Origin of the sequence: Haloarcula rubra, assembly GCF_019599465.1 — an archaeon.
Classification (GTDB): Archaea; Halobacteriota; Halobacteria; order Halobacteriales; family Haloarculaceae; genus Haloarcula; species Haloarcula rubra.
Genome location: NZ_RKLR01000002.1, coordinates 391,135 through 408,838, shown reverse-complemented (window position 1 = coordinate 408,838; position 17,704 = coordinate 391,135). Strand labels below are relative to the sequence as shown.

Genomic DNA, 17,704 nt, shown 5'->3' with positions numbered 1-17,704 from the left:
CGACCACAAACTATTCACCAACCGTCCGACAGGTGTCGGTATGCGACGCCGCCAGTTCCTCGCCGCCGTCGCCGTCGGCGCGACCCTCCCCCTCGCTGGCTGTTCGGACCCCCGTGGGTCCATCCGCCTGACGGACGTGAGCGAGGACACCACGCTCGCCGCGCAGTGGGCTTTCCCCGCTGCCGATCTCCCCGACTCGTACCGTGACCTCACCGTCGGCGCAATCGAAGGCGACGCCGACCGCGCGACGGTGACCGACACGCACCCGCCGTTCGAACCGAGCGACCCCATCGAGTACGAGGGGTCGTACTACGACGTCAGCTACGAGGAGACCGACGTTCGCACCGAGACGCGGTACAACGTCGAGGCGACGTTCGACCCGGACCCTGCCCCCGAGAACACCGTCGCGTTCACCGACTTGCCGAGGGTCGACAGAGAAAGAATCGGACACCTGCTGAACCCCGACACCGGACGGGACTCTGGGGCGACGTTCGGCGTCAGCGTGCACTACACGGACGCCGAGGCCGCCGACTCCGTCGTCGTCCCCGAACCCGAGTACGACGGTGTCACGCGCGACGGCGAGACGTTCGGCATCGCCGTCCCCGAGAGCCGTGACGTCGAGGTCGCCGACTACCGGTACCGCGCCGAATTGCTGGCCGAAGACGAGACCGGACTGGCCAGCATCGCACGCGAGCGCTTCCGGTTCTCGTTCGGCGCCCTGCCCGCCGACCAGCGGGCCATCCTCGACGACGCCAAGAACGGCGAGGCCGAGTCCGAGGACCCGCCCTCGGAAGCGTTCACGGCGCTCGTCGAGCGGTTCCGCGACCACGACGACGTGGCCGTCGAAGTGTCCGAGTACAGCGGGACGTGGCTCCTGCGCTACGACGACGCCGACTGGTGGGCCGAGGTCCGGTATCCGGAGGAGATGCGGGGTTAGAACAGCGGTTCGAGGTCGCCCTCGGGCGCCGACAGCAGGTCCGCGAGCTTCGTCTCCGAGCGATCGCTCAACTCGCGCATCGACTGCTGGGTCTCGATGGCGATGCCCTGCAGTTCCTTGACGCGCGGGACGTCGCTGACCCCCGAGAGGACCACCGCGGCGGCCACCTCGTCGGCATCCGGGACCGGGAAGTCCCCGCCCCGGACCTCCATCGTCCCCGTCGCCTCCTCCAGCCAGTTGCGGGCCTTCTCGACGCCCTGCCGGCTCAGCAGTTCCGGCGGCCCGGCGACGACGACGAGTGCGCGCTCGGCGCTCGTTATCTCGCAGGGCAGCGAGAGGCGACCCAGCGTGGCCTGCCGGACCGTCGAGAGGATGCGTGGCGTCGCGTCGGAGGGGTCGGCGGCCTTCTTCCCGCCGAAGAACCCCCGCTTGCGCTCGACGGGCGAGGCCGCGTAGCCGAACGAGGAGACCCCGCCACAGGCGAGCGTGTTGATGATCTCGCTGGCGTCGACCACCTGTTCGGGGACCACCCGGCCGTCTGTCTCGCCGGCGGCGAGGAGGACGCCGAAGCGGCGGGCGAGTTGCTCGTTGGCCCGTGCGAACCCGCTGGCGAGACTGTCTCCGGCACCGCTCATCGTCTCGTTGTCGTAGACGACGAGGTTGTCCACCTCGCGGACGAACGTCATGAACGACCGGGCGGCGTTGAGCATGTAGATGCCGCCCTCGTCCTTCGCTGGGAGCAGTCCCAGCCCGTACACCGGTTCCTCGTACCGCCGGCCGAGTTCCTTCGCGAGGTACGGCGCGACGCCGGACCCGGTGCCGCCGCCGAGGCCGGCGACGAGCATGAAGGCGTCCACCTCGTGGGTCGGGACGTCGGCGACGGCGTCCAGCACCTCCTCGCTGTCGGCCTGCGCGATTTCGGCGCCCAGTTCGTTGTCGGCGCCGACGCCGTGGCCCTTCACGCGGTCGGTGCCGATGAGTAGGCGGTTGCCGACCGGGACCCGCTGGAGGCCCAGCAGGTCCGCTTTGGCGGTGTTGACCGCCAGCGCGTCGACGACGATATCGCTGTCCGTCCGGTCGGCGTACTCCAGAAAGGCGTCCGTGACCTTGCCACCAGCCTGACCGACCCCGATGAGTGCGAGACGCATGCCTGATTGTACGGTAGGGTCGTCTTAACAGTATGCCCGCGTCCGTGGCCCGTCGTAACGCCTAATTAGCCGTCAGCCGAACGGCGTGCATGGACAGACAACAGGTGATGGCGGTCTTTCTGGCCTTCCTGATGGTCGGGTCGGCCGTCGTCTACGGACTCGCGTTCGCGTTCTTCTAGTCCCACACGTCCGAGAGGGGGTGACTGCCGCCGCCCGACCGCGAGCGAGAGCGGTCGTGCCGGCGTTTCGCGCTCGCACTGACGCCCGAGAGCGCCCGGTCCGGCGCGAAGTCGGGCAGGTCCGGTTCGGACATCCGCACCACCTGTTCGTCGAACCAGTCGGGCATGTCGTGACGGGCGCGTTCGAACAGGTCCAGTAACGACGTGTCGGCGAGGTACGTCGCGCCGTAGTCGTCGGGTGCCCGCACGACGCGTCCGCAGGCCTGAATCACCGTTCTGAGTGCCGTCCGGTAGTACCAGCCCCACTGGCCGTCCTCCAGTCGCCGGGCGACCCGCGAGTCCCGCGTGTTCGGGTAGGGGGCCTTACAGAGGACCTGCCAGCGACACAACTCGCCCTCCAGGTCGAGTGCCTCCTCCATCTTCACCGAGAGGAACACGTCGGGGTTGTCGCTGCGCTTCCAGGCCGCCAGCGCACCGTCCCGGTCTTCCTTGTCGTGGCTTCGGACCCGCGGGCCGACGCCGAAGTCGGTCAGCAGGTCGTCCAACTGCTCCTGAATCGCGTAGGAGTGACAGTGTATCAGTCCCTTCTCGTCGGGATGTCGGGCCATGATGCGGACGATCTGCCGGGCGACCTTCGGGAGCGTGTCGTCGCGGTGGTCGTAGGTCATCTTCCCCTGCGTGACGTCGTACAGCGGGCGGTTCTCGACGGGGAAGGTGTGGCCCACCTCGACGAGAGCGACGTCCGACGGGTCGAGGCCGACGTTGGCACAGAAGGCGTCCTTGTTCAGAATCGTCGCCGAGAGGAGGGCGAACTTGTTGCCCCGGTCCCAGACGGTGTGTTTCAGGTACCGCTCGGGGTTCATCGGCTTGATGGTGACCGGCGATCCCTCGCCGTCGGCCTGATCGACCACCCACGTCGTCGCGCTCTCCGGGTCGCGGTAGTCCTCCTGGAACCACGAGAGGTCGCTCCGGAGTTTGTTCAGCGAGTCGCGTTCGGCCACCTCGTCGGGGGTGAGTTCGGCGTTGCCCCGCAGTTCCTTCACGCGGCGTTCGGTGACGTGTTCGAGGCGCTCGGCGAAGGAAACGGCCTCGTCGAGGCCGTCGAGGTCCGGCACGTCGAGGTCCGACCACATCGGGATAGTCGACGGCGAGAGGTCGATGGTGGCGTACATCTCCGCCCACTCGCCGAGGCCGTGGGCCTCGTCGACGACCACCACGTCCCGTTTGCCGAACACGTCGCTACCGGCCGTCTGCATGAAGTACGCGAGCGTCATGGCGGCGATGCGGCGGTTCGAGGCGATGGCGCGGTCCGAGAAGTACGGACAGCGGTGTTTCACCTGACAGTCGAACTCCCGTTCGCGCACGCAGGGGGCCTGATTGACCGGCGTGTCCGTCTCGCCGGGGAGGATGCAGTCGTAGTTGTTCTTCCCGCGGATGACACAGAGGTCCTCTAGGAGGGCGTCCTCGGCCACGTCGTCGAGTTGCGACACCTGCGGCGTCGTGTAGTAGGCGTCGACGACCTGTTCGGCGCTCGCTTCCCCCGCGGTGCGGGCACACCCCGCGATGGCGCGGGCGAGCAGCGACTTGCCGCTTCCCGTCGGCGCGCGCACGAGGACGACGTCTTTCCCGCTCTCGAAGGCCGCACGGACGTCCGAGAGGCCCTCCTTCTGGTTACCGCGGTAGCTCGGAGCGGGGAACTCGTCGTGAATCCGCGCCGGGTACACGCGAGAAGGCAACGCACCGGTGGGGGTAAACCTTTCCTGTCAGGTGCCGGCAGCGTCGGGCGACGGGTCCCGCCCCATCGACGGCGTGAGGCGTGTTCACACCCTGACGGTCGTGTGAGTGGTACCCTCGGAAGCCTTATACATATACCCCCTGTATGTTTGTTTGCAATGGCAAACGGTAAGGTTGATTTCTTCAACGACACAGGCGGTTACGGTTTCATCTCGACTGAGGACGCGGACGAGGACGTTTTCTTCCACATGGAAGACGTCGGCGGCCCGGACCTTGAGGAAGGCGAGGAGATCGAATTCGACATCGAACAGGCCGACAAGGGCCCCCGCGCGACGAACGTCGTCCGCAACTAACGCAGATTTCCGGTCGCGTTAGCGACCACGTCTGACGCGTTTTATCGAACACTACGTCCAGAGCGGCAGCGTCGCGCCGACGACGACAACGAGCGACAGCGAGCGACGGCGATTCACGACTCCTCGGAGAGCGCCGCCACGTCCTCGGCAGTCACCTCGGCGTCGTCGGGAAGCCTGTCGATACAGTCGTAACAGAGGAAGTGTTCGGTGCCGTCGCCGAGTTCGAGGACGATACCCTCGGTCGGTCTGCTCTCCTGTGTCCAGATGTTGGCGATACCGCCACCTATCGAGACGCTCTCGCCACAGCCGTCACAGGGCTGTGATGCCATAGGTTCTCTAGCGAGGACGGCGATAAGGGCCTTTTCTTTTTGCCACACGACACCGAAGCACACGGTATGGAGGTCGACTGCGAAGGGTGCGCGGGGTGTTGCATCGACTGGCGCCCGCTCACCGGCCGAGACATCGACCACGAGCGGCGCGGGCCGTTCGAGCCGCTCGACGACACGTACAACCTCGTCCCCCTCTCCCGCGAGGAGGTTCGCGGGTTCGTCGACGCGGGGTACGGCGACGCCCTGCGCCCGCGCCTCTGGCGGGCCGAGGACGACGACCGGAGCGTCACGCTCTCCGGCGTCGACGTGGCCGCCATCGACGGCCGCCCCGTCTTCTTCGTCGGATTGCGCAAGCCGCCGAAGCCCGTCGCGCCGTTCGACCGGCCGCCGACGTGGCTCCGGACCTGCGCGTTCCTGGACCCGACGACGCTCCAGTGTCGCATCCACGACAGTGAGCACTACCCCCACGCGTGCAGTACCTATCCCGGGGAGAACCTCCTCTTGGAGACCGAGACGGAGTGTGAACGCGTCGAGTCCGTCCACGGGGGCCGCCGCTTGCTCGACGACGACCCACCGGACGTGACGCCGCTGTTCGGTCCGGGCGCGGTGGGTGAGCGCGTGTTCGCCCACCCGGAACCCGACCGCGTCTCGGGCGCCGTCGAGCGGTTCCGCGACGACGCCCTCACCGCCGCGGACCGCGCGGAGTTCGTCGCCGTCGCCACCGCGTCGAGTCCGGGGACGCTCGTCGTCAACGACGAACGGTACGAGCAGACGCTGGAGACGGTGCTGGCCGCCGACTCGTGGGCCGGCCGGGCCATCGACCGGTGGGCCGAGGCGGCCGACGGACTCGGCGAGCGAGCGCCGGACCCCGGAGTAGCGCGGGACGTCGAGGACGACGACGGCGCGCCGCCGACGCCCGGGTGGTGACCGGACACCGGGGCACCGACCCGTCCGCGTGACCCGTTCGCACGACAGGGATGCATTTTAACCCCTTGCCGTGCTGTGAGTGGAGCATGCACGTGCTGGTGACCGGCGCGACGGGGTTCGTGGGGAGCCACCTCGTCCCCGCACTCCGCGCCGCCGGCCACGACGTCCGCGCCCTCGTCAGGGACCCGTCGACGTACGACCCGCCCGACGGCGTCGACGTGGCGACGGGCGACCTGCTGGAACCGGGCAGTTTCGAGGCCGCACTGGACGGCGTCGACGCCGCCTACTACCTCGTCCACTCGATGCGGGCCGGAGACGACTACGCCGAGCGTGACCGTCGGGCGGCCAGAAACTTCCGGGCCGCGGCCGACGACGCCGGCGTCGACCGGGTCGTCTATCTGGGCGGCCTCGGCGAGGACGAGGAGATTCGCTCGGAGCACCTCCGGTCCCGGCGCGAAGTCGAGTACCTCCTCGCCGACGGTGCGTACGACCTGACCGCGCTCCGGGCCGCCATCGTCATCGGCACCGGGAGCGCGAGTTTCCGTCTCATCCGGGAACTGAACGCACGGCTCCCGCTGATGTTGACGCCGCAGTGGGTCCGCACGGACTGTCACCCCATCGCCATCGAGGACGTGGTCGAGTACCTCGTCGGCGTCCTCGAGACCCCGTCGACGGCGGGCGAGACGTACGAAATCGGCGGCCCCGAGGTGATGACCTACGCCGAGATACTCCGCCGCACCGGCGAGGTGATGCACGACGCGGAGCCACGCATCGTCCCGATACCGATACTGAGTCCGCGGCTGTCGGCGCTGTCCATCGGACTGGTGACCGACGTCCCCTCGACGGTCGCCAAGCCGCTCATCCGTGGCCTGAAGACGCCCGTGGTGGCGAGCGACGACAGCATCCAGCAGGCCGTCCCGGTGACGCTGACACCGTTCGACGAGGCCGTCGGCCGGGCGCTCGACGGCACCAGAGGGACCCGGCGCGTGCCCGCCGTCGCCGACGGCGGCGGGCGGGCCGATGGGCAGCGGCCCTCGTCGGACCGACCGCCAGACGGCAGCGAGTCGCGGACACGAAACTCGCCGGCGTCCCGCTCTGAGGGCGGTGAGTCCGAATGAGCGGTGAGAGTCCGCACCCCGAGTACGGCGAGACGTGGGTGTACGAGAGCATCGTCGGTGCGCTTCCGGGGATTCGGCTGCCGACGTGGGCGGCACTGGCCATCCAACTGGTCGTCTTCGAGGTGGCCGTCGTCGGGCTATCGTGGTACTACGACGTCTGGAACGCCGCCATCGCGGCGACGGCCGTCGTCTTCGTCGCCACCATCGGGAGCGTCGAGATGCTGCGCATCAGCACGCTCATCCGCCGCATCGACGTCCCGCCCACCTACCGGGCGCTGCTGTTCTCCTCGAACATGGAGGTGGTGCTGTCGGTGCTCGCGTACATCGCGATGCTGACCCACCTGTTCGTCTTCGACCCACAGACCAGAGAGATGCCGCTGGTGACGACGCTGTTCGGCGAGGACCCCCCGGTACTGGTGGTGTACCTGACGCTGCTCATCCTCTGGGACGTGAGCTACCGCATCGGCACGGGGTGGTGGGCCAGCGTCACCGGCCTCTGGCGGTCGCTGCGCTTCCGGTTCGACCCGGAGACGGCACGGGTCTTCCAGCGGGCCGACCTGGAGACGTGGGGGTTCGGCGTCCTCCAGCTCGTGCTCGTGCCGTTCGTCCTGAACCAGCCGGTGTTGCTGGCGGCGCTGCTGGCACACGTCGCGGCCGTCACGGTGGTCACAGCCGTGTCGGTGACGTTGCTACAGGTCCGGTCGAGAAGGGCCGGCGTTACTCGGAGTTGATCTGCTTGAACTGGTCCAGCAGTTCTTCGGTGGACTCCCCGCTGTCGTAGTCGACGGTCCCGTGATACGCTGTGCGGTCGTCGTCCTCCGACAGGTCGACCTCGTTGTTCTTGCGCTCACGGCGTTCGTGTTCGTCGTCGTCATACGCTCCCATAGACATACGTTACCACACTCGAACTTGCATGTTAGTACGTATCAATGTAACGGTCGTTCAGATAGTGGCCGCTCGGGCGCTCTCGACGCCGTTCGCTGCCGTTCCGGCCCATCCGACGCCGGGATGCGGAACGCACAAGACCACCGACCGACTACTGACGGCCGTGGCTGGCCCACTTCGATTTCGCTACTCGACCGAGCGCTGGAGCGAGGACCGCGTCCGGCGTGACCTCCTCTCTCCGCTGCAGAACACCTTCGGCGCCGAACTGAACGGCCCGTGGTTCGCCCCGCCCGAGGGGTGGGCCGCCCGCCGGCTAGAGATGGACAACGGCGACCTAGCCCTGTTCTGCTGGAACGGGACCGAGGCCTACTGGCTGGGCAACACACAGACGCCGGAGACGCTCTGGCGGACGAACAAACGCACGTTCGACGAGGCGCCCGACCCCATCTCCGAGTGGGCCCAGCGCGAACTGCTCGCCCAGTTAGAGGTCGAGGACCCGTGGCTCACCGAGTACGAGGCGGTCGCGCACTTCTTCCTCCCCGTCTTCCTCTCGAAGGACGGCCGGGAGTCGACCCGCACGTTCTTCCGCGACCACGCCGGCGGCTTTCCCGACGCCAGTCAGTCCGAGGGACTGCAGTTCTACGACGACTTTCTCGCGACCGGCGTCTTAGACGAGTACCGCTACACGATGGCCAGTAAACTCGGCACCAGCGAGGGGTTCGACCTCTCGCGGATGCAGGCGACGATGGGGGAGTTCAACACCGCGAAACTGCTCGTCGACTCGGGCAACGCCATCGAACCCGAGATAGAACTCGGGTCGGGCCACTCCGTCGACTTCCGCGTCGAGGACACCCTCGTCGAGGTGACCCGGCCCCGGCCGCCGACCCGCCGACAGGTCGACACCGCCATCGGGGCGCTGAAAGCCTCTGGCGACGCGAAGACACGCGACCAACTGGCCGCACACCCCGGGGCCGTTCTGGTCGTCGACTGCACCTCGTTCCACGACGACGAGTGGCGACGAGTCCACGCCGAGAAGCCGAGCGTCGGGTACGAACCCCTCGTCGTCTTCCGCTACCGCCCCGACGGCCGCGTCGAGGGGTACTCGCGTGGGTCGGTGCCGTTCCCGCTCCCGTTCTGACGCCCGCTGGTGGCGTCTCTCTCGGCCGCCGAACGGTAACCGACGACGGTCGGCGGGAGAAGGGTTTCAACGCCCCGCGTCGAACCGGTGCTCGTGGCCGAGCACTCGGCCCCGATACCATGGACGTCGACAAATTCATCAGCGCGAACCGACCGGACGAGGGCGGCGACACCTTCCAGCTAGAGAACGACAAACTCCTCGACGTCGCCGTCGACGGGACCGTCCTGACGAAAGCCGGCGCGATGGTCGCCTACGACGGCGACCTCACCTTCACCGGGAAGTCGAACGCCGAGGGCGGCCTGACCGGCTTCGTCAAGTCGAAAGCGACCAGCGAGGGGACCCCAGTGATGGAGGTCGAAGGGACCGGCCACCTCTACGTCGCCGACCAGGCCAAGGAGATACAGATAATGGACCTGAACGAGGGCGAGTCCATCTCCGTCAACGGGAACGACGTGTTGGCCTTCGAGTCGAGCGTCGACTACAGCATCTCCACCATCGGGAGCCTCGCCGGGTCGTCGACCGGCGGCCTGACGAACGTCTTCCTCGAAGGCCCCGGGAGCGTCGCCATCACGACCCACGGCGACCCGCTCGTTCTCACCCCGCCGGTCAAAACGGACCCGGCGGCGACCGTCGCCTGGAGCGCCGACAACTCCCCCTCCAGCAGCGTCAACCGGAGCCTCTCGGACATGGTCGGCCAGTCCTCCGGCGAGCAGTACCAACTGGAGTTTACGAACCCCGACGGCTTCGTCGTCGTCCAGCCCTTCGAAGAAGTCGGTCCCCAGCAGTAGCCCGACGACCCGTTTTTACCCGCGGGCGCTGTATCCCGCTCCATGCCCAACATCGCCGATACCCACATCGTGAACCGGGAGCGCGTCCAGCCGACCCACGCCAACAACTACGAGAGCGCCCACGGGGGCATCGTGATGAAGTGGATGGACGAAATCGGCGCCATGTCCGCGATGCGCGCCGCCGAGGAGACGTGCGTCACGGCCCAGATGTCCCGCGTCGACTTCGAGCGTCCCATCCCCATCGGCGACACCGCGCTCGTCGAGTCGTACGCCTACGCGACCGGTCGGACGAGCGTGCGTGTCCGCATCGAGGTGTCCCGGGAGGAACCACGGACCGGGGAGACGGAGGAGACCACCAGCGCCTACGCCACCTTCGTCGCCGTCGAGGACGGCACACCGGTCCCGGTGCCCGAGTTGACCGTGAAGGGGAAGAAGTGCGAGGAGTTGCGCGACCGGGCGCTGGCCAACGAACCAGAGCGGGAGTGAGACAGGGCGGCAGGCGACGTCTCGGCCGAGATTTCGGCGACGCGAAGACGGCCCCTCACTCCGTTCGCGCTGCGGCATCTCTCGGTTCGAATCCCGCTGCCGGGGTCCCCGACCACAGCGGTCGCTCGGCGACGGAGCGCCTCGCAGAAGTGTGGTCGGGAGAAGCCTAGGCCGGAATTTGAATCCGGGGTCTCGTCCTTACCAAGGACGCGCTTTACCGCTAAGCTACCCAGGCGCAGTTCGATGTACCCGGCAATTGTCTTTAGGCGTTTCGATTCGGTGCCGGCGTGGCGATTGTTCTCAGTGGTCGGCGGCGGCCTCGGTCCCGTCGCTCTGGGGGTGGTCGGTCCGGGTGTGGGCCGTCAGCGCGTCCGTGACGTCCTCGCCGACGAGGTGGCCGTTCTCGGGCAGGCCGTCGCTCCCGAGGCCGGTCGCGAACTCCCGGAGCGTCGGCGTGGGGTGGACGCCGCCGGCGGTGACGCCGGCGACGACGGCGAGTTCGCAGATGTCGACCTCCAGTTCGGCGTCGAGGCTCTCGTCGCCGGTGGTCCGCTGGACCGTCTGGTCGTGGCCGAACGAGCGGACGACCTGCACGGCGGCGTCGGCGGCCTCCGTGCGAGCGAGCAGGTAGAACCCACGCGAGACGAGGATGTCGGCGATGAGGATGTCGAGGTCGGCGGCGTCGCGGTCGCCGTCCGTCCACGGGTCCTCGTGGGCGAGTTGGCGGGTGAGCCGGAGTCCCTCGTAGATGAGTTGCACGCCCGCGGCGCGGTCGGCGTCGCCGTCAGAGGGGTCTGCCGGGTGCTCCCGGGCAGCGCTGGCGCTGACCAGCGTCAGCACGCCTGGCGAGAGCGAGGCGTCGTCGAGGCGTGCCGTGATGCGTTCGCGGAGACGTTCGGGCTCGACGTCGTCGACCGCCGCCAGCGCGGCTTGGCGGACCGCCGCCACTTCCTCCATTGGTGCGACCTAGCGGCGGCAAGGGCAAAGACCTTTGGAAACAGCGGAGTCAGACTGCGCATGGTCCGGACGACGGCCGACGGCGACGTACGCGTGGTGACCCTCGACCGGCCGGCGCGACGCAACGCGCTCGACCGCGAGGCGCTCCGAGACCTCGAGACGGCCGTCGAGGCAGCGACCGAAGCAGTCGTCTACCTCCACGGCGCCGGCGACGCGTTCTGTGCCGGGGCCGACCTCGACGTCGTCCAGTCGCTCGACGGCGACGACGCCGCCGAGTTCGCCGCGCTGGGCCAGCGAGTCGCCACCGCCATCGAACAGTACGACGGCGCTGTCGTCGCCGGCGTCGACGGGGCGGCCCGCGGCGGCGGCGTCGAGCTGGCGCTGGCCTGTGACATTCGCGTGGCGACCCCCGACGCGACGTTCGCGGAGACGGGCGTCGAACTCGGCCTGTTCGGCGCGTGGGGCGGGACGGGGCGACTCCCACGAATCGTCGGCGAGGGCGAGGCGCTGGACCTCGCCCTGTCGGGCCGCACCGTCGACGCCGAGGCCGCACTCCGGATGGGGCTGGTCTCGCGCGTCGTCGACGACCCGCGAGCGGTCGCCGACGAGGTGGCCGCCGTCGACCACGGGGCGCTCCGGGAACTGAAGGCGCGGATGCGCGACGAGTCGGCCCAGCAGACGATAGAGGAGCGCGAACGGGCGGCGTTCGCGCGACTGGTCGAGGCCGCCGACTTCGGGAGCGCCGATGCCCACGACGGCGAGTAACGCGCCGGCGGTCGGAGCCCGCCCGCCGGAACGAGATTTATAGTCACGCGCCACCTAGCGGAGTGCGTGAATCGCACGGCAGCGCTCGACGCCGTCGTCTTCGGGGTGGACATCCAGAGCGGCGACGTGCGCGGTGACGCCCCCTCCTACGCGCTGGTGGTGTTCGACGGCGAAGAGATAGAGCGGGACGTGGTCTCCCGACGGAAGCTCCGGCGGCTCGTCGACGACGTGGAGCCGGACATCCTCGCGACGGACAACATGTACGAACTGGCGGCCGACAAGGACCAGTTGGTCCACTTTCTGGGCTCGCTCCCCGACGAGACGAAACTCGTGCAGGTGACCGGCGACGAGCGCCCGGAACCGCTCTCGCGGGTCGCCAAGCGCCACGGCGTGCCGTACGGGAAGAAGCCCATGAAGGAAGCGGAGGCCGCGGCCCGACTCGCCGCCGCGAACGTCGGACAGGAGGTGTCGGCCTTCACCGACACCACCGAGGTGAAGGTCTCGCGGGGGCGCTCGACCGGAAAGGGCGGCTGGTCGGAGGACCGCTACACCCGACGCATCCACGGCGCCGTCAAGAAGCAGGCCCGCGACGTCGAGTCCGAACTCGACGGGGCAGGGCTGGCGTACGAACGCGACGTCACCGAGAAGTACGGGGGGTTCTCCAGCGCCGTCTTCCGCGTGCAGGCCCGGCCACAGGACATCCCCGTCTCCACGCACCGCTCGGGCGACACCCGCATCGAGATAGAGCGGGTCCGCCGGGACGGCATCGAGTTCCGGCCGCTGGCCAAACGCCGGGACCACGTCGTCGTCGGCGTCGACCCCGGGACGACCACCGCCGTCGCCATCGTCGGCCTCGACGGCGAGGTGCTCGACGTCTACTCCTCGCGGACCAACGACCGGGCCGACGTAATCGAGTGGATAATCGAACGCGGGCGGCCGGTCGTCGTCGCCGCCGACGTGACGCCGATGCCCGAGACGGTCGAGAAGTTCCGGCGGTCGTTCGACGCCGCCGGGTGGGAACCGGAGCGGGATTTGCCCGTCGACGAGAAGAAACATCGGACCCGCGAGGAGGCCTACGACAACGACCACGAACGCGACGCGATGGCGGCGGCGCTGTACGCCTTCGACCACCACGAGAGCCAGTTCGAGCGCGTGGCCGGGAAGGTCCCCCCACAGCACGAGGTCGGGCCGGTCGTCGCCCGCGTCGTCGCCGGCGACGAGTCCGTCGAGTCGGTGTTGCGGGACATCGAGGGCGACGACGAGAGCGACGACGAGTCGTCGAGCCACCAGCCCCGCGAGTTGAGCGACGAGGAGAAGGAGATAAAACGGCTGGAGGCCCGCATCGACCGCCTCGAATCCCACGTCGACGACCTGAAAGACACCATCCAGCACAAAGACGAGCAGTTACGCGAGAAGGACGAGCAACTGGAGAAGGCCAGACAGGAGGGCCGCCGGGAGGTCCGCAAGGACCGCGAGGTCACCAGACTCGAACGGCGCAACGAGGCCCTCGAACGGAAAGTCGAGGACGAACGGGCCAAACGCGAGGAACTGGCCGACAAACTCGACCGCCTGAAGTCGCTGTGGAAACTCGACCACTCGAACTTCGCCGACGTCGCCGACGAACGGGCCGGACTGGTCCCGGTGAAAGTCGTCGAGCAGTTCACTCGGGACGCCATCGAGGCCGCCGACGACCAGTTCGGCCTCGTGGCCGGCGACGTCGTCATGCTCCGTGACGCCTCCGGCGCGGGGCGGTCGACGGCGGAGCGACTCGCCGAAGTCGACCCCCGCGTCGTCCTGCGGGACGGTAACCTCTCGGACGCCGCCGACGAGGTGTTGTTCGACCACGACGTCCCGGTGGCGCCCGTCGAGATGGTCACCGTGCAGGAGATAGACGAACTGGCCGTCGCTCGCGAGGCGGAGGTCGAGGCCGCCGTCACCGACTGGGAGGACCGGGCGGCGGACCGGGAGCAAGCACAGAAGGCGGAGATGGTCGACCAGATAATCAGCGAACACCGGGCCGACAGACCCGTAGAGGAGTAGCGAGAGCCAGAACGAAGTGACGGGTCCGGAGTGCGGACGGTGAGCGGAGCGAACCGTGAGTAGCGAGGGGCGCGGGAAGCACGGCCCTCGAAGCGACGCGGTGGCCGGCGAGACACGGTTGGGAGCGACGGTCCGCCTCGGAACAGCCGACCCCTCCCGTGAGCCGTCAGCCGACGAATACCGGCCCGTTGACGGCTCAGGATGTGATTTAGAGAGAAGTGTTAAGAGCGCCTGCGGTCTACTTGTCGTATGGTGGGGGACGGACAGGTTCTCGAACGCGCGTTAGACACGCTCGACGACGTCTTCTACGTCTACGACGAGAGCGGGCGGTTGAGCCACTGGAACAGCCGGTTGAACGACCTCTTCGGGCTGAGTGACGACGACCTCGACGGCATGTTGCCGATGGACTTCTTCGAGGAGGCCGACCGGCCGGCGGTCGAAGACGCCCTCGACGAGATCTTCGAGACCGGCGAGACGTCGGTCGAAGCGTGGGGCCAGACCACGGAGGGGCGCATCCGCTTCGAGTTGACCGGGCGACTCGTCACCGACGACGACGGGTCGGCGCTGGGCTTCGCCGGCATCGGCCGGGACGTGACCGACCGGTACGAACAGACCTGGCACCTCGCGAAACAGAACGAGCGGTTGGAGGAGTTCGCCGACATCCTCGCCCACGACCTGCGCAACCCGCTGGCCGTCGCGGACGGCCACCTCGCGCTGGCGCGGCAGGAGTCCGACACGGAGGCGCTGAGCGCCGTCAGTGCGGCCCACGAGCGGATGGCGCGCATCGTCGACGACGTGCGAACGGCGTCCAGAGAGGGGATGCTCGCGGCCGACGTCGAACCCGTCGACCTGCCCACGCTCGCGGCCGACGCGTGGGCGACCGTCGAGACGGGCGACGCCGTCCTCGCCCTGCCGCCGTCGCTGTCGGTCGAGGCCGACGCGGACCGGATACGGCGGTTGTTCGAGAACCTGTTCCGGAACGCGCTCGAACACGCCGGCCCGGACGTGACGGTCACGCTGGCGGCGACGGACGACGGGTTCGCCGTCGAGGACGACGGCCCCGGCATCGACCCCGCAGACCGCGAGTCGGTGTTCGTACCGGGCGTGAGCGGCGCGTCCGAGGGGACGGGGTTCGGGTTGTACATCGTCCGCACCATCGCGGAAGCCCACGGCTGGACGGTCGAGGCGGGCGAGAGCGAGGCCGGCGGGGCGCGCTTCGAGTTCGACCTGCGGGCCGCCTAGGGCATCCCGCCGCCCATCCCCATGCCGAAGGAGGCCAGCAGACTCGTGACGAGGCCGTAGACGATGAGGCCGAGGCCGCCGACGACGAGGGCCAGACCGGCCGCGAGAATCAGGTTCTGCCACGCGACGAGACCGATACCGCCGAACAGAACGACGACGCCGGCGACGCCGGAGAGACCGAGTTTGTCGAGCATACCCGAGTTCGCCCGTCCGGCGGACAAAAGCCCGTCGGTCAGTACTCGAACTCGGTGTCGACGCCCTGTGCTGCGCCGACCATCTCCGCGACGGCGTCCTGTCGGCGCAGGAGCGTCATCGTATTGCCGGTCACGTCGAAGGTGCCGTTCATCACGGACTCGGAGACGTCCAACTCGCCCTGCAACATCGCGGTCCACGCCTCGTAGGGGCCGCGCAGAGCGAAGTCGTAGTCGGCGTCGCCGTCGACGACGTGGGCGTCCGTGCAGGCCCCGTCGCCGATAGTGACCAGAAACCGTATCGGGTCGCCGTCGTAGACCTCGTCGGTCTGAATCTCGAAGCAGAACGTCGCGTCGAAGTCGGCGGCCGCCTCGGCGAAGCCCTCGCGGTCGTTGATGCGGTCGCGCCACGCCTGCGCCCAGTCGTCGGCATCGGCGGGCAACCTGAGAGTCATGGACGCCGGTTACCGTGGCCGGACCTTGTGCCTTACCACTCGGGCGTGTCGCCGGGCGACTGGTAATCGTACAAAACTTAACCCTCCCGGGGCCGAACACTCTGCTATGAGCGACAACGAGGGCCGAAAAGACCTGCGGATGCCGGACGACGACGAGGTGTTCGCCGTCGTCACGAACATGCTCGGTGCGAATCGCGTCAAGGTACGCTGTATGGACGGCGTCGAACGCACAGCCCGGATTCCGGGCAAGATGCAAAAGCGCATCTGGATTCGCGAGGACGACGTCGTCCTCGTCTCGCCGTGGGACTGGCAGGACGAGAAGGCCGACATCACGTGGCGCTACGAGAAGCAGGACGCCGACCAGCTCCGCGAGGAGGGACACATCCAGGAGTAGCGCCCTGATGCACCGCGTGCCAGCGCCGACGGAGGCTCAGCAGTGAGCGACAGCGAGGCGGAGTTCGGCCTGCTCGACACCGACGAGGCCGAGGGCGTCGGCGACGAGTGGGAGGAGATAGACGTCTCCGACACCGAGGCCGACCGCATCGCCCGGAAGCGGGACCGCGAGTTCAACGAGTTCCGGAAGCGAATCAAGGACGCCGACCAGTTCAAGGTCGAGGCCAGCGTCTTCGACGACGCCACCTACGGCGCGCTGTACAAACTGGTACAGGACGGCCACATCGACGCCTTCGGCGGCCCCATCTCGACCGGGAAGGAGGCCAACGTCTACACCGCGCTCTCGGGCGACGACGAGGTGGCCGTGAAGGTGTACCGTATCAACGCCTCCGACTTCAAGGACATGCGGGGCTACCTCGACGGCGACCCCCGGTTCGAGGGCATCGGCTCGGACAAGAAGAAGGTCGTCACCGCGTGGGTCCGCAAGGAGTCCTCGAACCTCAAGCGCGCCCGTCGTGCGGGCGTCCGGACGCCCGAACCCATCGCCGTCGAACGGAACGTCCTCGTGATGGAGTATCTCGGCACCGAGGAGGGGCGGGCCAAACGCCTCAACGAAGTCCACATCGAGAACCCGGAGACGGCCTACGAAGTCGTCAAGGAGTACGTCAGACGGCTCTACGACGCCGGTTTGGTCCACGGGGACCTCTCGGAGTACAACGTCGTCTTCCACGAGGGACAACTGTACATCATCGATTTGGGACAGGCGGTCACCATCCACCACCCCAACGCCGACGAGTTCCTCGAACGGGACTGCCGGAACGTCGCGAACTTCTTCGCCCGGCAGGGCGTCGACGCCACACCCGACGAGTTGCTCGCCTACGTCAGGGAGTACGCGACGCCGAAAGACGACGAGGACACCGCCCCGGGGAGCGACGACGACGCCGTGCCACAGGGGACGCCAGAGGACCGACGCGAGGGGTGAGTCGGGCGGTTTGCTGGTGGCTTTGCAGTCGGCCGTCTGCCCGGCGACACTGCCGAAACTAGACGCCGAAGTCTTAAACAGGCAGAACCCCGTACTCGGAAGCATATTATGAAACACGTGAAGATTCCGCAGGACCGAATCGGCGTGCTGATCGGCGAAGGTGGTGAGACCATGCGCGAAATCGAGGAGCGGGCGGAGGTCCGTCTGGACATCGACTCCGAGGACGGCACCGTCAAGGTCGAGTCCGTCGGCGACCCCGTGACGGCGCTGAAAGGGCCGGACATCGTGAAGGCCATCGGCCGCGGGTTCGCCCCCGAAGACGCGCTGGCGCTGCTGGACGACGACATGATGATGTTCGAGATGATAGACATCGAGGCCGCCGCCCGGAACAAGAACGACCTCCGCCGCCAGAAGGGGCGTCTCATCGGCGAGGGTGGTCGGACCCGGGAACTCATGCAGGAACTGACCGGTGCCGCCGTCGTCATCTACGGGTCGACGCTGGGCATCATCGGCGGGCCAGAACAGGTCGACGCGGTCCGCGAGGCCGCCGAGATGTTACTGGACGGCGCACCCCACGGCTCGGTGTACTCCTTCCTCGAACGCAAGCACAACGAGATGAAGCACAAGGGACTTGAGTACCACCAGTTCACCGGGTGA

General features: G+C 68.1%; 21 protein-coding genes and 1 tRNA gene. 14 read left to right on the top strand and 8 right to left on the bottom strand.

Annotated features, from left to right (window positions below; genetic code table 11):
- Nucleotides 1-40: 40 nt before the first annotated feature.
- On the top strand, nucleotides 41-937 hold the full coding sequence (locus EGH21_RS06740) for a hypothetical protein (protein ID WP_220617707.1): 897 nt from the start codon (nucleotides 41-43) through the stop codon (nucleotides 935-937).
- On the opposite strand, the gene EGH21_RS06735 is transcribed toward EGH21_RS06740, so the two are convergent.
- Together EGH21_RS06735 and EGH21_RS06730 are read right to left on the bottom strand one after the other, a co-directional pair.
- Complete coding sequence (locus EGH21_RS06735) at nucleotides 934-2,085, bottom strand: tubulin/FtsZ family protein (protein WP_220617706.1); 1,152 nt, start codon at nucleotides 2,083-2,085, stop codon at nucleotides 934-936. The two genes, EGH21_RS06740 and EGH21_RS06735, sit on opposite strands and share 4 nt — an antisense overlap.
- A 175-nt stretch (nucleotides 2,086-2,260) precedes the next feature.
- Complete coding sequence (locus tag EGH21_RS06730) at nucleotides 2,261-3,988, bottom strand: helicase C-terminal domain-containing protein (protein ID WP_220617705.1); 1,728 nt, start codon at nucleotides 3,986-3,988, stop codon at nucleotides 2,261-2,263.
- 168 nt (nucleotides 3,989-4,156) lie between these two features.
- On the opposite strand from EGH21_RS06730, the gene EGH21_RS06725 reads away from it, so the two are divergent.
- Nucleotides 4,157-4,351, top strand: a complete 195-nt coding sequence (locus EGH21_RS06725) for a cold-shock protein (RefSeq protein ID WP_166967680.1) — start codon at nucleotides 4,157-4,159, stop codon at nucleotides 4,349-4,351.
- 113 nt (nucleotides 4,352-4,464) lie between these two features.
- On the opposite strand, the gene EGH21_RS06720 is transcribed toward EGH21_RS06725, so the two are convergent.
- A complete protein-coding gene (locus EGH21_RS06720; RefSeq protein WP_220617704.1) occupies nucleotides 4,465-4,680 on the bottom strand; it encodes a DUF7561 family protein in 216 nt (71 codons plus the stop codon).
- A 66-nt stretch (nucleotides 4,681-4,746) separates the two neighbouring features.
- On the opposite strand from EGH21_RS06720, the gene EGH21_RS06715 reads away from it, so the two are divergent.
- The 3 genes from EGH21_RS06715 (at nucleotide 4,747) to EGH21_RS06705 (ending at nucleotide 7,456) form a co-directional block, all read left to right on the top strand.
- The gene (locus EGH21_RS06715; protein WP_220617703.1) at nucleotides 4,747-5,607 is read left to right on the top strand and encodes a YkgJ family cysteine cluster protein; all 861 of its coding nucleotides are present in this window, start codon (nucleotides 4,747-4,749) and stop codon (nucleotides 5,605-5,607) included.
- 86 nt (nucleotides 5,608-5,693) lie between these two features.
- Nucleotides 5,694-6,725: an NAD(P)H-binding protein gene (locus EGH21_RS06710; RefSeq protein WP_220617702.1), complete on the top strand. Its 1,032-nt coding sequence runs from the start codon at nucleotides 5,694-5,696 to the stop codon at nucleotides 6,723-6,725.
- Nucleotides 6,722-7,456, top strand: coding sequence for a DUF7530 family protein (locus EGH21_RS06705; RefSeq protein ID WP_220617701.1), 735 nt, complete (start codon nucleotides 6,722-6,724; stop codon nucleotides 7,454-7,456). The genes EGH21_RS06710 and EGH21_RS06705 overlap by 4 nt, the downstream gene beginning before the upstream one ends.
- Here the strand turns inward: EGH21_RS06705 and EGH21_RS06700 are convergent.
- Nucleotides 7,443-7,616, bottom strand: coding sequence for a DUF5786 family protein (locus EGH21_RS06700; protein ID WP_220617700.1), 174 nt, complete (start codon nucleotides 7,614-7,616; stop codon nucleotides 7,443-7,445). The two genes, EGH21_RS06705 and EGH21_RS06700, sit on opposite strands and share 14 nt — an antisense overlap.
- Before the next feature lie 157 nt (nucleotides 7,617-7,773).
- Here EGH21_RS06700 and EGH21_RS06695 point away from each other — a divergent pair, with 157 nt between their 5' ends.
- The 3 genes from EGH21_RS06695 to EGH21_RS06685 all read left to right on the top strand — a co-directional run bounded on the left by EGH21_RS06695 (nucleotide 7,774) and on the right by EGH21_RS06685 (nucleotide 10,022).
- On the top strand, nucleotides 7,774-8,748 hold the full coding sequence (locus EGH21_RS06695; protein ID WP_220618004.1) for a DUF5784 family protein: 975 nt from the start codon (nucleotides 7,774-7,776) through the stop codon (nucleotides 8,746-8,748).
- Nucleotides 8,749-8,867: 119 nt separating this feature from the next.
- On the top strand, nucleotides 8,868-9,536 hold the full coding sequence (locus EGH21_RS06690; RefSeq protein WP_220617699.1) for an AIM24 family protein: 669 nt from the start codon (nucleotides 8,868-8,870) through the stop codon (nucleotides 9,534-9,536).
- Nucleotides 9,537-9,578: 42 nt separating this feature from the next.
- Nucleotides 9,579-10,022 (top strand): acyl-CoA thioesterase, encoded by a 444-nt coding sequence (locus EGH21_RS06685; RefSeq protein WP_220617698.1) that lies wholly within the window; start codon nucleotides 9,579-9,581, stop codon nucleotides 10,020-10,022.
- A 163-nt stretch (nucleotides 10,023-10,185) separates the two neighbouring features.
- On the opposite strand, the gene EGH21_RS06680 is transcribed toward EGH21_RS06685, so the two are convergent.
- Together EGH21_RS06680 and EGH21_RS06675 are read right to left on the bottom strand one after the other, a co-directional pair.
- Nucleotides 10,186-10,257: transfer RNA gene (locus EGH21_RS06680), tRNA-Thr, on the bottom strand.
- 65 nt (nucleotides 10,258-10,322) lie between these two features.
- On the bottom strand, nucleotides 10,323-10,979 hold the full coding sequence (locus EGH21_RS06675; protein WP_220617697.1) for a DUF7114 family protein: 657 nt from the start codon (nucleotides 10,977-10,979) through the stop codon (nucleotides 10,323-10,325).
- A gap of 60 nt (nucleotides 10,980-11,039) precedes the next feature.
- Between EGH21_RS06675 and EGH21_RS06670 the strand changes: the two genes are divergently transcribed.
- The 3 genes from EGH21_RS06670 (at nucleotide 11,040) to EGH21_RS06660 (ending at nucleotide 15,026) form a co-directional block, all read left to right on the top strand.
- A complete protein-coding gene (locus EGH21_RS06670) occupies nucleotides 11,040-11,744 on the top strand; it encodes an enoyl-CoA hydratase/isomerase family protein (RefSeq protein WP_220617696.1) in 705 nt (234 codons plus the stop codon).
- 66 nt (nucleotides 11,745-11,810) lie between these two features.
- The gene (locus EGH21_RS06665) at nucleotides 11,811-13,784 is read left to right on the top strand and encodes a DUF460 domain-containing protein (protein ID WP_220617695.1); all 1,974 of its coding nucleotides are present in this window, start codon (nucleotides 11,811-11,813) and stop codon (nucleotides 13,782-13,784) included.
- Nucleotides 13,785-14,033: 249 nt separating this feature from the next.
- Nucleotides 14,034-15,026 carry a sensor histidine kinase gene (locus tag EGH21_RS06660; protein WP_220617694.1) on the top strand — a complete coding sequence of 331 codons (993 nt, stop codon included), beginning with the start codon at nucleotides 14,034-14,036 and terminating at the stop codon, nucleotides 15,024-15,026.
- Here EGH21_RS06660 and EGH21_RS06655 read toward each other — a convergent pair.
- Together EGH21_RS06655 and EGH21_RS06650 are read right to left on the bottom strand one after the other, a co-directional pair.
- The gene (locus EGH21_RS06655; RefSeq protein ID WP_220617693.1) at nucleotides 15,023-15,220 is read right to left on the bottom strand and encodes a DUF7470 family protein; all 198 of its coding nucleotides are present in this window, start codon (nucleotides 15,218-15,220) and stop codon (nucleotides 15,023-15,025) included. The genes EGH21_RS06660 and EGH21_RS06655 overlap by 4 nt on opposite strands.
- Nucleotides 15,221-15,258: 38 nt before the next feature.
- Nucleotides 15,259-15,672 carry an SCP2 sterol-binding domain-containing protein gene (locus tag EGH21_RS06650; RefSeq protein ID WP_220617692.1) on the bottom strand — a complete coding sequence of 138 codons (414 nt, stop codon included), beginning with the start codon at nucleotides 15,670-15,672 and terminating at the stop codon, nucleotides 15,259-15,261.
- A gap of 106 nt (nucleotides 15,673-15,778) precedes the next feature.
- Here EGH21_RS06650 and eif1A point away from each other — a divergent pair, with 106 nt between their 5' ends.
- From eif1A to EGH21_RS06635, 3 genes are all read left to right on the top strand, one after another.
- A complete protein-coding gene (gene eif1A, locus EGH21_RS06645; RefSeq protein WP_220617691.1) occupies nucleotides 15,779-16,066 on the top strand; it encodes a translation initiation factor eIF-1A in 288 nt (95 codons plus the stop codon).
- Nucleotides 16,067-16,108: 42 nt separating this feature from the next.
- A complete protein-coding gene (gene rio1 / locus EGH21_RS06640) occupies nucleotides 16,109-17,047 on the top strand; it encodes a serine/threonine-protein kinase Rio1 (protein ID WP_220617690.1) in 939 nt (312 codons plus the stop codon).
- A gap of 108 nt (nucleotides 17,048-17,155) precedes the next feature.
- Nucleotides 17,156-17,704 (top strand): KH domain-containing protein, encoded by a 549-nt coding sequence (locus tag EGH21_RS06635; protein WP_220617689.1) that lies wholly within the window; start codon nucleotides 17,156-17,158, stop codon nucleotides 17,702-17,704.

Coding starts and splice junctions, on each gene's coding strand:
- EGH21_RS06740 (WP_220617707.1), top strand. CDS start 41: ATGCGACGCCGCCAGTTCCTCGCCGCCGTCGCCGTCGGCGCGACCCTC.
- EGH21_RS06735 (WP_220617706.1), bottom strand. CDS start 2,085: ATGCGTCTCGCACTCATCGGGGTCGGTCAGGCTGGTGGCAAGGTCACG.
- EGH21_RS06725 (WP_166967680.1), top strand. CDS start 4,157: ATGGCAAACGGTAAGGTTGATTTCTTCAACGACACAGGCGGTTACGGT.
- EGH21_RS06720 (WP_220617704.1), bottom strand. CDS start 4,680: ATGGCATCACAGCCCTGTGACGGCTGTGGCGAGAGCGTCTCGATAGGT.
- EGH21_RS06715 (WP_220617703.1), top strand. CDS start 4,747: ATGGAGGTCGACTGCGAAGGGTGCGCGGGGTGTTGCATCGACTGGCGC.
- EGH21_RS06710 (WP_220617702.1), top strand. CDS start 5,694: ATGCACGTGCTGGTGACCGGCGCGACGGGGTTCGTGGGGAGCCACCTC.
- EGH21_RS06705 (WP_220617701.1), top strand. CDS start 6,722: ATGAGCGGTGAGAGTCCGCACCCCGAGTACGGCGAGACGTGGGTGTAC.
- EGH21_RS06700 (WP_220617700.1), bottom strand. CDS start 7,616: ATGTCTATGGGAGCGTATGACGACGACGAACACGAACGCCGTGAGCGC.
- EGH21_RS06690 (WP_220617699.1), top strand. CDS start 8,868: ATGGACGTCGACAAATTCATCAGCGCGAACCGACCGGACGAGGGCGGC.
- EGH21_RS06685 (WP_220617698.1), top strand. CDS start 9,579: ATGCCCAACATCGCCGATACCCACATCGTGAACCGGGAGCGCGTCCAG.
- EGH21_RS06675 (WP_220617697.1), bottom strand. CDS start 10,979: ATGGAGGAAGTGGCGGCGGTCCGCCAAGCCGCGCTGGCGGCGGTCGAC.
- EGH21_RS06670 (WP_220617696.1), top strand. CDS start 11,040: ATGGTCCGGACGACGGCCGACGGCGACGTACGCGTGGTGACCCTCGAC.
- EGH21_RS06660 (WP_220617694.1), top strand. CDS start 14,034: ATGGTGGGGGACGGACAGGTTCTCGAACGCGCGTTAGACACGCTCGAC.
- EGH21_RS06655 (WP_220617693.1), bottom strand. CDS start 15,220: ATGCTCGACAAACTCGGTCTCTCCGGCGTCGCCGGCGTCGTCGTTCTG.
- EGH21_RS06650 (WP_220617692.1), bottom strand. CDS start 15,672: ATGACTCTCAGGTTGCCCGCCGATGCCGACGACTGGGCGCAGGCGTGG.
- eif1A (WP_220617691.1), top strand. CDS start 15,779: ATGAGCGACAACGAGGGCCGAAAAGACCTGCGGATGCCGGACGACGAC.
- EGH21_RS06635 (WP_220617689.1), top strand. CDS start 17,156: ATGAAACACGTGAAGATTCCGCAGGACCGAATCGGCGTGCTGATCGGC.